We start from the raw sequence: 14,404 nt of genomic DNA, 5'->3' as shown, positions 1-14,404 counted from the left end.
ACTTAGAGTGGACCGGAATGGAGTCTGTGCATGAAGTTACCATATTCTATCTTGTGATAACTTAGCTGCGTTTTCCGGATAGTTAAAGATCGGGAAACGATAACGGAGCATCGTTTCTTTATAACTGAATGCCTTGAACAGATCATAGAATTACATCTCCGGGTAACTGTAGACCGCGACCGAATAGCCCTACCTCATTTCCGGATTGTCTCCTCGCGCAAGTGGATAACCGCTCATGATCCATTAAAAAAGACAAGGACAAATGAATCGCTTTTGTCCTTGCCTCTTGTGTCTATCATTCTAATTACTCCACTTCTAGTACTGCAACTGCCTCAACTTGGCTTGTTTGTGGGAACATATCCACAGGCTGTAGGCTCTTTAATCGATATCCACCTCGAGCTAATTCCTTCACGTTTTTAGCTAAGGTTGATGGATTACAAGATACATACACAATGCGTTTAATTTTTGAGCGCGTTAATGTGCGAATTAAGCTTTGATCAAGTCCAGATCTAGGCGGATCGACAAACACGACGTCAGCTTGATAGCCTTGGTCCTTCCAATCAGGAATAACTTCCTCTGCGCGACCTGTCACAAATTGAGCATTTGCTCCGATTCGCTCTGCATTTTGGTTGGCATCAAGGATTGCTTCCTCGACCGTATCCATCCCTCTAACTTCTGATGCCTGATCAGCTACCCAAAGTCCAATAGTTCCAACTCCACTATAAGCATCAATGACTTTTTCCGTGCCTGTTAATTCAGCAGCCTCTTTAGCTGTATCATAAAGTACCTTCGTTTGCGCAGGATTTAGTTGGAAAAATGCGCGAGCTGAAAGCTCAAATGATAAATCGTTTAACGTTTCATGAATCTTTTCTTTGCCATGAAGTACAACCGTCTCTTCGCCAAAAACAAGCGGTGTCTTATCCGGTTGAACGTTTTGAACGATCGATGTAATATTCGGCATACGATTGACAATCGCCTTTACTAAATCCTCTTTTTGTGGGAAGTCTAATTCCGTCGTGACTAACACAAGCTGGTACTCATCCGTTTCAAAACCAACTCGTGTAACTAGCGTACGGAGAACACCCTTATGCTTTTTACTATTGTAAGGCTCAATGCCTAAGCGATTCACGATTTTTTTGACGATATTCGTTACTTTTTCCGTTTGAGGGTGTTGGACGATACATTCTTTAATATCGATTAAACGGTTTGTACCCTCTTCGTATAAACCTGCGATGACATCGTTATCCTTGCGTCCAACCTGCATTTGGCTTTTGTTACGATAACGCCAAGGGTTTTCCATTCCGATTGTATCTCCAAATGGGAGTGAATCGAGATCAATTCGTGTATAACGCTCAAATGCTTGTCTAACAATATCCTTCTTTTCACGTAGCTGAGCTTCGTACGTCATATGCTGTAGCTGACATCCTCCACATCGATCATACACAGGACAGGGAGCTTCTACCCGATCATCTGATGCCTTACGAATGTTAACAATTTTCGCAGTTGTATATTTTGCCGTTACATTTACCGCTTCACACACAACTTCTTCTCCTGGAAGTGCACCTGGAACAAATACGACCTTTCGTTTAAAAAATCCTACGCCTTCCCCATCAATTCCTAGTCGTTTTATTGTTAATGGGAATTGTTGTCCTTTGTCTAACATGACATCGTTTCTGTTTGGTTGCTTACTTGAGTCCATTTTTTTCATCCATTCGTTTCTATACTTTCCCATAAATATAATGCTGCATACGTACGATAAGGTTGCCAGTTTATCGCCAGTTCATCAAGCTCTGCTACAGTTGGCTTTGTAGCCAGGCCTTTTAGGATCTTGACCGTATTTTGGATACCGATGTCTTGGACTGGGAATAGATCCATTCGTCCGTAACCAAACATTAAAATATTTTCTGCTGTCCAACGACCTATACCACGAATCGCGATTAACTCTTTTAACATCTCATCGTCCATTTTCTTGCCAAGCTCGTGTAAATCAAGGGCCCCTGAAGCAATGAGCTTCGCTGTATCAATCACGTACTCTGCTTTCCTACCACTAAACTGTAGCTCTCGTAGTTGCTCTACAGTAAGAGTTGCCACTTTTTCAGGCGAAGGATAAAACCATGCTCCGTGTTGATTAAATCCAAATGTTTTAACAAAGCGTTCTGATAGTGTATACGCAAACTTCATATTAAGCTGCTGATGAATAATCGTTTTTGCTATGCAGCCAAAAAGGGAGGGTTCACAGACAAAAGGCGTCCCTTTTAACTCGTTAAAAATTGGCGCAAGCTCTGTATTACTAAAAAAAGCATGTATCTCTGTTAATGGGGTCTCTAAATGAAAGATACGTGTGATTTCAGCTTTAACAAGTTCCGATGGTGCTTCATCTAGCATCGTAACGTCAAGCTTTGGCTCCATCACTGTGCCAATTTGAGTAACAACAGCTACAACTGGTTTATCTTGAATAATAAGAGGCATTTTGATACGTTCTGCCTCTACATCGATCGTGAGTAGCGGATCTATAGAAAGGCGCTTTAACGCTTGCTCAAAGCGATACGGTCCTTTTAGAGTGATAATCAATCAAAATCCCTCCTTGTCTCGTCCATCATACCATGCATCCTGTATTTGCCACACCACACAGGATATAATTTTTGATACAATGTTGACTGCAAACACCTATGTTAGGGGAGATTCAATTGTCTATAGCAACTGATATTGTATCATTAAAGATCATGGCAGAGGTATATAAAAAACAGGATGTATCAAAGATTTTGGAGGCCGCTACTTCTCTCTTAGTTGAGGAAGTATCTTATATTGATTGGTGCGGTATTTATTTAATGGAAACAGAAAAAGAGGCTACATTGATTGCAGCCTCGAGCGAACAGGATTCTAACTGGATGCAAAATTCCGAGCTTCGCTTTCAGATTCCAGGAAATAACTTACATGAAGCAGTCCTAGTTGTTAGGTCAGAAGAAAGAATTGCGTTTGACACTCGAGATATTCATACATTAGAGAATTTATCAGCCGCTTTAGGTGATCTCTGGTTCGCAGAGCTTTCCCACTAATTAGGGAGGGCTTTTTTAATGTGTTAGAGGCTCTAACTCCTCTCGAAGCTTCCAATCGTCTAAGTGTTTAAACGTAAGACCAGATTGTTTAACGTGATCAATGACGTCTGGTAAAGCTTGCGCATTATCTGAAGAAACAGAGTGAAGTAATAGCACAGCTCCTGGAGAAACACGCTTTGTGATTTGCTCAAAAGCAAAGGATTTACCCTTTTGATGATCAACCTCCCAGTCCTTATAGGCCATTGACCAAAAAATCGACGAGTAGCCGAGTTCTTTACAAGCAAGTAAAGCTTCTCGGTTAAACTCTCCTCTTGGTGGTCTCACATAGATCATCTCATAGGTTGGATCAAGCTTTTTCACTTCTTTCTCTACGTCTTCAAGCTCTTGTTTAATTTGATCAAAGGACAATCGTGCAAAGCTTGGATGATGATTGGAATGATTGCCAACCACATGTCCTTCTTTAATCATTCTTAAGACTAGCTCTGGCTCTTCTCGTACATAATGACCAGTGACAAAGAAGGCGGCAGGCACTTGCTTCTCTTTTAAGGTATCTAAAATTTGAGCTGTGTACCCATTTTCATAGCCATTATCGAAGGTTAAATATACTTCCCTTTGAGTTGAATCACCAACGTACATCCCACCAACCTCCTCTAACAGCTCCTCATGAACAGAAGATGCAGGTGTAGTCGGAGTGCCATGGTCGAAGCTCCATTGCATAAAACTTGTAGCAAGTATAAAAGACGCCATAATTGCATGTAACATGATCCTCACCTCTTTCATGTTAGCATGCTCGTAAAAGCCTCGTTTCATTCAGGAAGCAAAGGCTAATTAGCAAGATGAGACGTATTGTTTACATAGTCAAAATAAACATTATCGCCTTCTATTCGAACTCGCGTAATCCCAGTGTTCCCAATTCTAAATGGGCGGTGCAGTGTGTGCCAATTTTCCTTCGCAAATAAATACATGAGGAAAATACTAATAAACCCTCCATGAGAAACCGCAATAATCGTCTCACTCGCATGGTATTTCTTCCACTTCTTAAGTTGCGTATGGCACCGTTCTGTCAACGCTTCGATCGTTTCAGTCCCTTCCACACCAGATGTGACGATTTGGTTAATGTGAGGATAGCTTGTTAATATATCCTCTCTCGTACGATTTTCTAAAGGACCTAAGAAGACTTCGCGTAATAATGTACTCTCCACAGCCTTTTTACCTTGAAGAGCTGCGATTGGCTTTGCTGTATTTTTCGCTCGCGCCAAGTCAGAAGTATAAATAGTGCTCGCACCCACATCATGTAATGCCTGCGCCACCTGCTTTGCCTGATTCTCACCAGTTTGTGTCAAAGGGTACTCTGACTGTCCTTGAATCATTGCTTTTTTATTGCCTTCTGATTCCCCATGTCTTACAAAGTAAATAATCATCATATACTCTCCTCTATCAGCTTCTAATACGTTTATTATAATCAAAAAAGCCGAGAGATAGCATCAACTATCCCTCGGCATCATCGTTTATTCGTATTGTTGTCTATAACGCTTGCACTGCTCTTCTAAGTCGTCTAGCATCGAGATGATCTGATCAATATCAGAGACGTCCGTTTTCTCTGGATCCAGAGAATCGAGAATCGATACAAGCTTTTCCATACGCTCATGAAGAGTTTGAAGCTTTAGCTTTTTGTCGTCCATCGTGTCACCCTCTCATCGTTCGCTTTTACCATTGTAACAGAAAATGTGGAGCGTGAAAGGGATAATTCTCGCCATCCTCTATCTATTAGCCGAGGAGACTGGTATCATTATAGACGGTTTAATGGAAAGGAATGAACGGAATGAGAACACTTGAAAAGATTCGCCCTTCGTACGATCCTTGGGAAGCGTACCTCGATATAAAAGACTTTGGTAAATCTACTCTCACTAATATTGAATTTACCACCACAAATCTATGTAATATGCGCTGTGAACATTGCGCGGTTGGATACTCCCTTACAACGAAGGACCCTGATCCTTTGCCTATTGATATCTTTATAAAGCGTCTTGATGAGATTCCTCATCTACGAGCATTGAGCATTACTGGCGGTGAGCCAATGCTCTCGATGAAGTCTGTCAAAGGCTATGTCGTACCACTCTTAAAATATGCGCATGAGCGAGGCGTTCGCACGCAAATAAATTCGAACTTGACGATGCCGTTAGAGCGTTATAAATTAATTACACCTTACTTAGATGTGCTTCATATTTCTCATAACTACGGTAGCGTAGAGGATTTTAAAGAAATTGGTTTTGCTGTAATGGATAAAAAACCATCTGACAAGATTCGTGCTGATTATTTTAATCGTATGGTCGAAAATAGTAAAGCGCTAGCTGCAGAAGGCGTGATGATCTCAGCTGAGACAATGCTCAATAAACGTACCTTGCCACACCTAGAAGCTATTCATGATCAAATTGTTGCAATGGGTTGCACGAGACACGAAGTTCACCCTATGTACCCAACATCATTTGCTACGCATTTAGAAACTGCGAAGCTTGACGAGATCCGTGAGGGCATTCACCGTCTTTTAGACCATCGCGACCCTGATACATGGATGCTGTTCGGTACTCTGCCCTTCTACCCATGTAATGAATCTGAAGAGGATTTAGCGCTACAAAAACGCTTATATGAAACGAAAAATGTGACTGTCCGTAATGATCCGGACGGACGCTCCCGTTTAAATGTGAACATTTTTGATGGCTCGATTCATGTCACTGATTTTCACGCGGATGGAAACTTAGGTAATGTTCAGGACCGATCGTTAGTAGATGCATTTGATGCTTGGCAACAAACAGAGCTTGCCAAATCCGTCTCCTGTCACTGTCCGGCTGTCGAATGTTTAGGACCAAACTTACTTGTGAAAAATGCTTATTATAAAGATGCCGATTTTATGGCAAGAGAAGCTAAGATAACGAAATAATCGGTTGAGGCTGGGACAAGTGTAAGTTGACTGTCCTAGCCTTTTTTTGTGGGGAGGTGGGGTTCATTTAGGTATGATTATCCGAATTCCTCGCTTCACTATCCAGATTTGGCCTTTCATTATCCGGATTCCTCGCTTCATTATCCACTTTCAGCCTTTCATTATCCGAATTCCTCGATCATTATCCACTTTTGGCCTTCCATTATCCGAATTCCTCGCTTCATTATCCACTTTTGGCCTTTCATTATCCGAATTCCTCGCTTCATTATCCACTTTCAGCCTTTCATTATCCGAATTCCTTGCTCAATTATACATTCTTTCTTTTAACGTCACCTCGGTTGCTTTGATTGTTGCAACTCTAAAAACAGCATATTTTGAATCGGCAGCTGTGCTTGTACTGCCACCTCTGTCACATCCTGAATATCAAGCGTTGCCTCTCCGTGCTCAATGGAGATATAAACTTCCCCATATGTGATCGTCCCTGTTTCAGCGACAGTTGGTAAATATGCATACAGATATCCGATTTGTCCTGGCGCTACAGAGAAGGATGACGCTGCCTCTGTTCCAAATCCTACTACTGCTTGAGTACCGAGTGGCACTTTTGTTCGTTGTTGGGTGTCACGTAATAAAAGTTGCATAACCATCTCTTTTTGTTTTAAACCTTCTGTAAGTAAAGCCTTTGCTTGCTTTTGCTGTTGTTGCGTGTGAGAAATGGAGCGAGCTGAGGCTCCTCCTCGATTATCGAGCATGTTCATATTTATTTTTTCCTGCTTCCAATCAATTTCAGAGGAAGTGGATGTATATGAAAGGGGCCAACTCCCTAAATAAATGCTTCCTTTAAAACCAAACGATAGCTTGGAGCGATTCCATGAGGATTCATTTAACTGCTGTAAGAGAGCGAGGTTATGAATAGGTACGTCTGTAGTTTCTAAAAGAGAGGTAGTAGATGATTTTGGCTTTAAAGAGGTCATTTCAATCTGGGCGTTCCGATACGTATTTTCTTTGGCGATAGAAACGGCACCAGCTGGTTGCTCAGCTGCAAAAACAGTCGTGGTTGACATGACGATACAACATGCCAGTAATAAAGCAAAGACAGCTTTCATACGTCATCCTCCATTCATTCTTATTTCTTCTATGTTGTCCTCGAAATGGGGAATTATGCGTAAAGTTGAGATATGTGAAAGTAGCTCATTAAGCTTACAGAATAACGAAGAGGCCTAGGAAATCCTAAGCCTCTATCCTATATCTTATTCCATTACGTCTTGCCTATCTCCTAACAAATGTGCACACTGCTTTTGACGAAGGTCAAAGATTTTTAATGGATCATAGAATTTCTCCGGATGCTCTCGTAATTCCTGAAGCTCAATCTCTGTTTGTTCAAGAGCTTCCTCATAAGAAGCAATTAAATCATCAATGTGATCGATAAGATCGGTAAACGCAGCATCCACGTCCGATTTAATGGCCTTTTCAAACAGATCAAACTCAAAGAACAGCTTATGAGAAATTGACTCTGCTACTTCTTCAAAGGAATCGTTTTGAATATAGCTTCTATACTGTTTAATTAAGAACTGTCGATTTTGTTGCATGTCGCCAAATAGCTTCCCAACATTACGCAGCAATAGTTGCTTTGGCTCCAAACGATTCATAATATTTTCGTCTTGGAATTCAGCTCGATTCACCATACGACGTAAATCGCGCTTCCAATCAGCGAATAGCTGTGCATCTAGGTGAAGCTTCAGACGCTCCTCATTAAACTGATTGTTAAAACTCTCATTCATCTCATCAAAATACTGCTGTGTATCTTTAAATTCTGCTTCGACATTTTGCGTCCATCGCTCTAGCGACTGCTTGAAAACAGGAAGCAGTTGAACATTTGCAAACTCATAAATGCGGTTGTTCATCTCATCGTTGAGCTCTTCGTGAATGGTACGAATACTTCTGTCTTCATCATCTAACAACGATTCTGTATCCTTAATAATCCGAGGAATGGCTTCCATTAATTGTTCCTTTTGCATATCTTTCATGCGTTGGTAGGTTTCTATAACGGACTCTTTTTTCTCTTCGCGTAAATCTTCTACGCTTGTTTTTAAACCACGGAGCTTTGTCAGCATTTCATTAAAGAATGTAATCTGTTGCTCTAATCCACCTTCAGCCGCTACCTGCTGATTTAAGAGGCGCTGTAAGAAGCGCTGGATGGTTGATGAAAGTTCTCGCGCCATTTGTCTCGCTTTTTCGCCTTCTGCATCGTTTGCATTTCTTCTTAATGCTTCTAGCCATTTCACACGATCAAAGGTTAAATCAGAAGATGTAACAAATTGTGCACCGACTCCTGGTAGTTGCGAGAGATCTTCACGTAGTTTGATAAGAACCGTCTCGTCAACTTGCGCATCCTCCGACCAGATCACGACGTCTTCTAGAAGCTTTAGCATCTCTTCTACTGCAAGCGCTGCGTCTTCTTTTTGCTCTACCATCGTTTCATTTTTTAAATCTGGATACGTATCCTGCCACGCTACTCTGGCAGCAGTACTCAACGTTTGACCAGATCCTGATCGTATAGCGAGCTCTTCCCAATGTTGCACGAGGTAAGGAAGGATAGGCTCGATCTCGCGCTCTAAATAGGCTCCTGAGGTTAAATCTAAATAAATGTCATGGTGAAGGGCTGCTAAGAGCTCCCAGTCCATCGTGGTGTCTAACTCGATCGTCGCAAAGATGGTGTTGAGAGTTCCGACCCAATAAAGATACGTATCTTTATTACGATACGTTTTAGTGAGCGCCGCGATGAGCTGAATAAACAAGTCGCGGTCCAGGGTGTACACGTGCTTCATTGCGCTCTCAAAGTATTCAGGTGTGAAGCCTGCTGTGTACCCTGCTTCGACATATCGTAGGAGATAACGATACCAATCCGTTTCGTTTGTCCGTTCTCCTTCTGATAGCGCGAGGTCGATTGCTTTTGGCCAGTCCTCATAATCCTCGTAAACGGTTTTAGCTAAGTCTGTTACATTCGGATAATCTGGATTGATCGCAAGTGCGCGGCTTGTGTAATGATAAACCTGCTCTTTATTGCTCTCTTCTGCATAGATAGAAAGGAGCTGTAAGGCTACTTCTACGCTCAGCACATCGTCCTCTGACTCAATTGCTTTGTAGGTTTGCTTGGCGTCTTCTGTGAGCCTTAGATCATAGTAGGTGTCACCAATATTTTTTTGAGCCCATCCAGAAAGCTCATTTGTGACGTTTTGCCATTTATAAATAGCTGTTTCTAAATCCAATTGATGATAGTACATTTCTCCTTGTGCAAAACGAATTTGAGATAGCTCTGCTTCCCCATCCTGTTGCGCTGCATGCAGGAGCTTGCCTAAGCTTTGCACGGGATTCATATTTTCTTCATCAGATAAAATCGACTGATAATAGGTTTTATTGACAAATGATATAGTCATTACGTTCATCCCTTCGACGTTCATTCTCCAACTTATTCTTTCGATGTGGTCGCCACGTTTACGTCCTTCATTCTTTTATTCTACTTAGATTCCTTCTGTTTTTCCATAATCTTTATTTCCTTCCAGTTCCCAAAGCGATAGTAAAGGACGGCTATCGCAGCACTCAACACGAGGCTCACTCCCATTCCAATACCTATTCCACGCTCACCAAACCACTCTGAGAAAAGATAGGTTAATGGATAGCGGAGGATCCAAAAGGAAATGACATTTAAAACAAACACTTGGAACATGGCACCAGCAGCACGCACAACTCCGTTCAATACAAAGTTAATTCCGAGGAATGGATAAAAGAATGCAACAGTCTGTACGTACATTGTACCAAATGCAACCGTGTCTGGGTCTTGTACAAACAGAGAAACAGTCCATTCTGCGCTAAAAAAGACGATAGCGCTTAAACTCACTGAGACAATTGCAATTAAGAGAAGTCCACTTCGAGTAATTTCACCTACTCGATTCCATTTATCTGCACCAATATTTTGACCCGCCATACTATTGATCGCAGAACCAAGTGTCAGTGCTGGTAGCATAATCAAGCTATCTAATCGTTGCGCAGCGCCAAACCCGGCCACTGCCTCTTCTCCAAAGCTTGTTACTACCGACATAATCGCAAGCACGCCACCCGAGATAACCATCATGGAGAGTCCAGATGGTAGACCTAGTTTAAAGATTTTTCTCGTCTGCACCATTGCTGGAATTGTTGGGACAGAAAATGGGACGTTTGCCTTTCTAATTGAATAAATAAGTCCATATACAAACGCAAAACCTTGCGAAAGGACTGTCGCATAGGCAGCACCTGCAATCCCTAAATCGAGTACTGCTATGAAGATTGGGTCTAAGATTGTATTTAAAATAACGGCAATAAGAACAAATCTGATTGGGGTTTTACTATCCCCTAATGCTCGTAGAACGGTTGCGATAAAGTTGTAGCCAAATAAAAATAAAATACCTATAAAATTAATGCGTAAATAAAGGGTTGCTAGTGGTAGCGTATTTTCTGGCGTACCTAAAATAACAAGCACTCGTTCGGCAACAACGAAGCCGACAATACCGAGCACAATAGCCAGTGCTCCAAGGATGACGACAAAACCATTTAATGCTCTCTTTAATCCTTCATCGTCCTTTGCGCCCTTATACTGAGATAATACGGTAAGAGCAGCCGTATTCATTCCAATAATAAACGAGAGAATGGTAAAAATAACGGTACCAGATATAGCTGTGGCACCAAGCGCGCTCGGGCCAAGTAAATTTCCTACCCATATCGAATCAATCACTTGATAAGAGGTTTGCAGGATGTTTGTAATAAAGATCGGAGATGAAAATAAGATCATCTTCTTTATGATGCTACCTTCTGTAAAGTCGTACTGCTTACTCACTGTCCTGCCTCCTCTATAATGTAGCTGATGGAAGAAGAGCCCGACCATTTAGCCGGGCTCTTCATGCACTACACAATTTCAAACGTTTCTGTTAGCTCGACAACTCCCTCGACGGTTTGCGCCATCGGACAATTTTTTGCCGCTACCTTGACTGCCTTCTCGACCTTGTCAGCATTTAATTCCTCGCCTTTAATCGTATAGTGTAGGGCAATAGCAGAGATTCTGTTGGCTTTAGACTCATCTCGAGTGACGTCTGCGTCAACGGAAAGCTCTGTCACTGTCATGCGCTGCTTTTCTAAAACCTGTCGTAAAACAGATGCACTGCACACGGCAATGGAGCTTACCATTAGTTGAAATGGTCGAAAGCCTTTTGTTTCGTCGCCTGACACTGTTAAATTACCGTAGTTAAATTCTCCTTCGAACGCTTCACCATTCCAAGTAAAATTCATTTCTATCATCTCCAATCTCTTCTATTGTACAAAATGAGTCCGGCATTCGTCACTTAAAAAGAATTTCTTGCATTCCATTTTTAGGAGGCTACAATGAAATAGGATAACGCTTAGGTCAATGTGGAGGAATACATCATGTCAACTAAACAAAACAACCCTATTTTTCGCTATTGGGTACTCGTTTTTATGGTTTTAATTGCAGGGTTCTCGCAAGGGATGCTTTTACCAGTGCTTGCGATTATGCTGGAGGGTACTGGAGTTTCGTCAGCAGCCAATGGATTAAATGCTGCCGCACTTTATATCGGAATTATTCTCGTTTCACCTTTTATTGAACAGCCAGTGAGGAAATTTGGCTATAAGCCCGTCATTTTAGTCGGACTTATAATTGTAACGGTCGCGTTACTCTTTTTCCCAGTTTGGCAAATCTTTTGGCTATGGTTTATCCTTCGGATGATCGTCGGGGTAGCGGATAATCTCATTCACTTCTCTACGCAGGTGTGGATAAGTACGACAGCAGATCCAAAAAAGCGAGGCAGACAGCTATCTTTATATGGTTTATCATTTGGACTGGGCTTTGGGCTTGGACCAATGATGGCGCAGTTTTTAGAGATCAATGAATATCTACCATTTATAATCGCTGCATCAGTCAGTGCATTTGCCTTTATACTTATGCTCTTCATTCGTAACGAATGGCCAGAGCGTGAAATCGAAACTGCCTCCAAGCTTGGCACATTTGGGCGTTACAAGCAGGTCATTAAGCTTGCATGGTTTGCTCTTCTTCCTGGATTCGTATTCGGTTATTTAGAAGCATCTATTCACGGGAATTTCCCTGTCTACTCCATTCGTATGGGACTAGACCTTTCGTTCACCACTGCTTATTTATTACCTGGATTTGTATTTGGAAGCCTGATTACACAGCTTCCTTTAGGAATGTTAAGTGACCGCGTTGGTCGAAGTAGAGTGTTGCTTGGTCTTTTAGCATTTGGCCTAGTCATCTTCATGGTCATGCCATTTATCGAACAAAACCAAGCTTTATTACTCACTGGCTTCGTACTCGCCGGAATGCTTTTAGGGTCCCTCTTTTCACTCGGAATTGCGTATTTAGCCGATCTCGTGCCAGCAAACCTCTTACCGACAGGTAACGTGATGACCGCGGTTCTGTTCGCGTTAGGTAGCATGATCGGACCAATCGTCGGTGGCTTCTTAATTGAGATAATTGGGGATGGCGCGCTGTACTATTCCATCAGCTTTATGCTTGCCTCAACATTAATCGCCGGAATCTTTTTTCACAGAAAATCCAATCAAGCCGTCAGTTATGCGAAGGCTAGCTAAAAAAGAGACCTGGACAGCGATACTGTCCAGGTCTTTGTGTTAAGAAAATACTTCATCAAGTACTTTAGTTGCACTTGCTTTATTTAAGTTTTTCTCTACTCGGCTAGCAACTTCTTTTCGAAGCCCACTCTCAAAGTTGCGCACCATTTCGGCTTCGCCTACAAGGTGAATCTCTTCCCAGTTTTGCTTCTTCTTTAAATTCTCAACTTTTGTCGCCATTTCTTTATAGAAACGCTGAAGATTCTCTTCGAATCGTTGTTGGAATTTATCTACGTGCGTTGCTCCTGAAGCAATACGATCGCCTGAAGCCATGCCGTCACTAAGTGACCACTCTTCTTTACCGGAATCAAACGTATACGTCCACTCGTTGTTTATTTCTCCAAGCGACGTTTCAATAATCTTCACTTCATCCATATTCGGTAGTACAATCCCAGCTAGTGGGTAATGCTTCTCAAGCATCTCAAGCTGGTCCACTTGCGCTGTCTTTTCCCATTGGAAATCAGTCTCGACAGCAATTGGCAAGTAGTGAACGGACCATAAATCCTCTTCGTCTGAAGCAAAAATCACAACGCTTTTTGTTAAATTTGTTCGATTGCCATTAATTTCGTCGTCTACTTTTTTACGTAGCTTTTTATAGCTTTTAAGCTCTTCTGTTTCACCAGAAGCCTCGATATATTCTTCTAATCGTTTTAGTCCATTTTTAAGTCGGATCTTCCATTCCCCTTTTTGCTGGTCTGGATTAGCTGGATCCGTGTTTAAGTATACAGATAGTACGCACTTTCCTTCCGAGCACTCTAATTCTCTTAGCTTGTGGATTTCTTCTGTTAATGTCATAACGAGTATCCCCTCCTAAAAAAATGGTGTAGGTTTCTTGTTTCCTAGAATGCGGTTGTTAAAACTGGTTTTTTTGTCGAGATGGTGTTGAATTAGTTCTAGCTAGTTTTGTGCCTAGCTCTTTGAGCTAGATTGATTAAGTGCTAACTAGTTTCTTTCACGTGCTTCAGCCTTCGAGCTTTAATTGCTAAAGTACCAAACAGTTTAAATCTGCTCTCCGAGCTGTCAGCCCTCCGGACACTCTACGACGTTAAAGGAAAATCAGTCACTCCAAGCCGTCAGCCCTCCAGACACTCTACGACATCAATGGGGTCTGCCTTGGAGCTTCCTCGGAGGCAAAGGTCGCCTCCTGTGGGATCTCCAAAACCTCCAACTCCATGGATTGTCTCCGAATGTCCTTCGGGTCTGCCAGCTCTGCGTTTGATTTAAAAAGTGATTGTGGAACACTTACTTTTGAGAACAGGTTTTCTTTGATGGAAGTAAGCGACAATTGACGTGCTGGTTTATCGTTGAATGCTTTAAAGTGATGGTTGATTGTGTTGGGCATTTTGTTTGCTTCACTTTGAATTCTGTTTGCATCAAATCAAAGAGGAAGTGCGTCAATTAGGTCTTCGTATGCGTCGGTTCAAATAGCTTTGCGTCAAAAGGCGATCTGTTTACTTCAACTTGCCATTCGTATGCTTCAAACAAGTGATCCGTTGCTTCACTTGAGCATTCGTTTGCGTCAAGCTTATTGGTTTGCGTCAAACCGAAGAAATTATCACTACATTAGAGCCAGATCGCTTCAATATGACGGATGATTGAGTCACTTAGAGCTGCTTCTATGACGTATGTATCTGCATCAGATTAGATTTACTTGAGACTGATCACTTGCACCAACTAAGTTTTTTTTACCTTCTCCAACTAAAACAAAAAACAGCTCAGCAGA

General features: G+C 41.9%; 13 protein-coding genes. 3 read left to right on the top strand and 10 right to left on the bottom strand.

Features of this window, described 5'->3' with window-relative positions; genetic code table 11:
• Positions 1–304 precede the first annotated feature (304 nt).
• Both rlmD and FLK61_RS06120 read right to left on the bottom strand, forming a co-directional pair.
• Positions 305–1,708: a 23S rRNA (uracil(1939)-C(5))-methyltransferase RlmD gene (rlmD, locus tag FLK61_RS06125; protein ID WP_430708812.1), complete on the bottom strand. Its 1,404-nt coding sequence runs from the start codon at positions 1,706–1,708 to the stop codon at positions 305–307.
• The gene (locus tag FLK61_RS06120) at positions 1,705–2,571 is read right to left on the bottom strand and encodes a DNA-3-methyladenine glycosylase family protein (RefSeq protein WP_249777690.1); all 867 of its coding nucleotides are present in this window, start codon (positions 2,569–2,571) and stop codon (positions 1,705–1,707) included. Before FLK61_RS06120 ends, rlmD begins: the two co-directional genes overlap by 4 nt.
• A 116-nt stretch (positions 2,572–2,687) precedes the next feature.
• Here FLK61_RS06120 and FLK61_RS06115 point away from each other — a divergent pair, with 116 nt between their 5' ends.
• Complete coding sequence (locus tag FLK61_RS06115; protein ID WP_176008624.1) at positions 2,688–3,056, top strand: GAF domain-containing protein; 369 nt, start codon at positions 2,688–2,690, stop codon at positions 3,054–3,056.
• Positions 3,057–3,071: 15 nt separating this feature from the next.
• On the opposite strand, the gene pdaA is transcribed toward FLK61_RS06115, so the two are convergent.
• The 3 genes from pdaA to FLK61_RS06100 form a co-directional block, all read right to left on the bottom strand.
• The gene (pdaA, locus tag FLK61_RS06110; RefSeq protein WP_249777689.1) at positions 3,072–3,818 is read right to left on the bottom strand and encodes a delta-lactam-biosynthetic de-N-acetylase; all 747 of its coding nucleotides are present in this window, start codon (positions 3,816–3,818) and stop codon (positions 3,072–3,074) included.
• 62 nt (positions 3,819–3,880) lie between these two features.
• The gene (locus FLK61_RS06105) at positions 3,881–4,480 is read right to left on the bottom strand and encodes a histidine phosphatase family protein (RefSeq protein WP_176008622.1); all 600 of its coding nucleotides are present in this window, start codon (positions 4,478–4,480) and stop codon (positions 3,881–3,883) included.
• Positions 4,481–4,564: 84 nt separating this feature from the next.
• Positions 4,565–4,738, bottom strand: a complete 174-nt coding sequence (locus tag FLK61_RS06100; RefSeq protein ID WP_176008621.1) for an SE1561 family protein — start codon at positions 4,736–4,738, stop codon at positions 4,565–4,567.
• 140 nt (positions 4,739–4,878) lie between these two features.
• Here FLK61_RS06100 and yfkAB point away from each other — a divergent pair, with 140 nt between their 5' ends.
• Complete coding sequence (gene yfkAB, locus FLK61_RS06095; RefSeq protein WP_176008620.1) at positions 4,879–5,994, top strand: radical SAM/CxCxxxxC motif protein YfkAB; 1,116 nt, start codon at positions 4,879–4,881, stop codon at positions 5,992–5,994.
• Between the two features lie 329 nt (positions 5,995–6,323).
• Here yfkAB and FLK61_RS06090 read toward each other — a convergent pair whose 3' ends face one another.
• The 4 genes from FLK61_RS06090 to FLK61_RS06075 form a co-directional block, all read right to left on the bottom strand.
• Positions 6,324–7,097: a YfkD family protein gene (locus FLK61_RS06090; RefSeq protein ID WP_176008619.1), complete on the bottom strand. Its 774-nt coding sequence runs from the start codon at positions 7,095–7,097 to the stop codon at positions 6,324–6,326.
• A 144-nt stretch (positions 7,098–7,241) separates the two neighbouring features.
• Positions 7,242–9,428 (bottom strand): tetratricopeptide repeat protein, encoded by a 2,187-nt coding sequence (locus tag FLK61_RS06085; protein ID WP_176008618.1) that lies wholly within the window; start codon positions 9,426–9,428, stop codon positions 7,242–7,244.
• An 80-nt stretch (positions 9,429–9,508) separates the two neighbouring features.
• Entirely contained in the window at positions 9,509–10,861 is a 1,353-nt protein-coding gene (locus tag FLK61_RS06080; RefSeq protein WP_430708793.1) for an MATE family efflux transporter, read from the bottom strand.
• 68 nt (positions 10,862–10,929) lie between these two features.
• Positions 10,930–11,310, bottom strand: coding sequence for an OsmC family protein (locus FLK61_RS06075; RefSeq protein WP_249777688.1), 381 nt, complete (start codon positions 11,308–11,310; stop codon positions 10,930–10,932).
• Positions 11,311–11,445: 135 nt separating this feature from the next.
• On the opposite strand from FLK61_RS06075, the gene FLK61_RS06070 reads away from it, so the two are divergent.
• Positions 11,446–12,642, top strand: a complete 1,197-nt coding sequence (locus FLK61_RS06070; RefSeq protein ID WP_176008615.1) for an MFS transporter — start codon at positions 11,446–11,448, stop codon at positions 12,640–12,642.
• Between the two features lie 39 nt (positions 12,643–12,681).
• Here FLK61_RS06070 and FLK61_RS06065 read toward each other — a convergent pair whose 3' ends face one another.
• Positions 12,682–13,476: a VLRF1 family aeRF1-type release factor gene (locus tag FLK61_RS06065; protein ID WP_176008614.1), complete on the bottom strand. Its 795-nt coding sequence runs from the start codon at positions 13,474–13,476 to the stop codon at positions 12,682–12,684.
• Positions 13,477–14,404 lie beyond the last annotated feature (928 nt).

Source organism: Paenalkalicoccus suaedae (assembly GCF_006965545.2).
GTDB classification, from domain to species: Bacteria; Bacillota; Bacilli; order Bacillales; family Salisediminibacteriaceae; genus Paenalkalicoccus; species Paenalkalicoccus suaedae.
The sequence above is the reverse complement of the archived record's forward strand: the minus strand, read 5'-3'. Positions and strand labels throughout refer to the sequence as shown.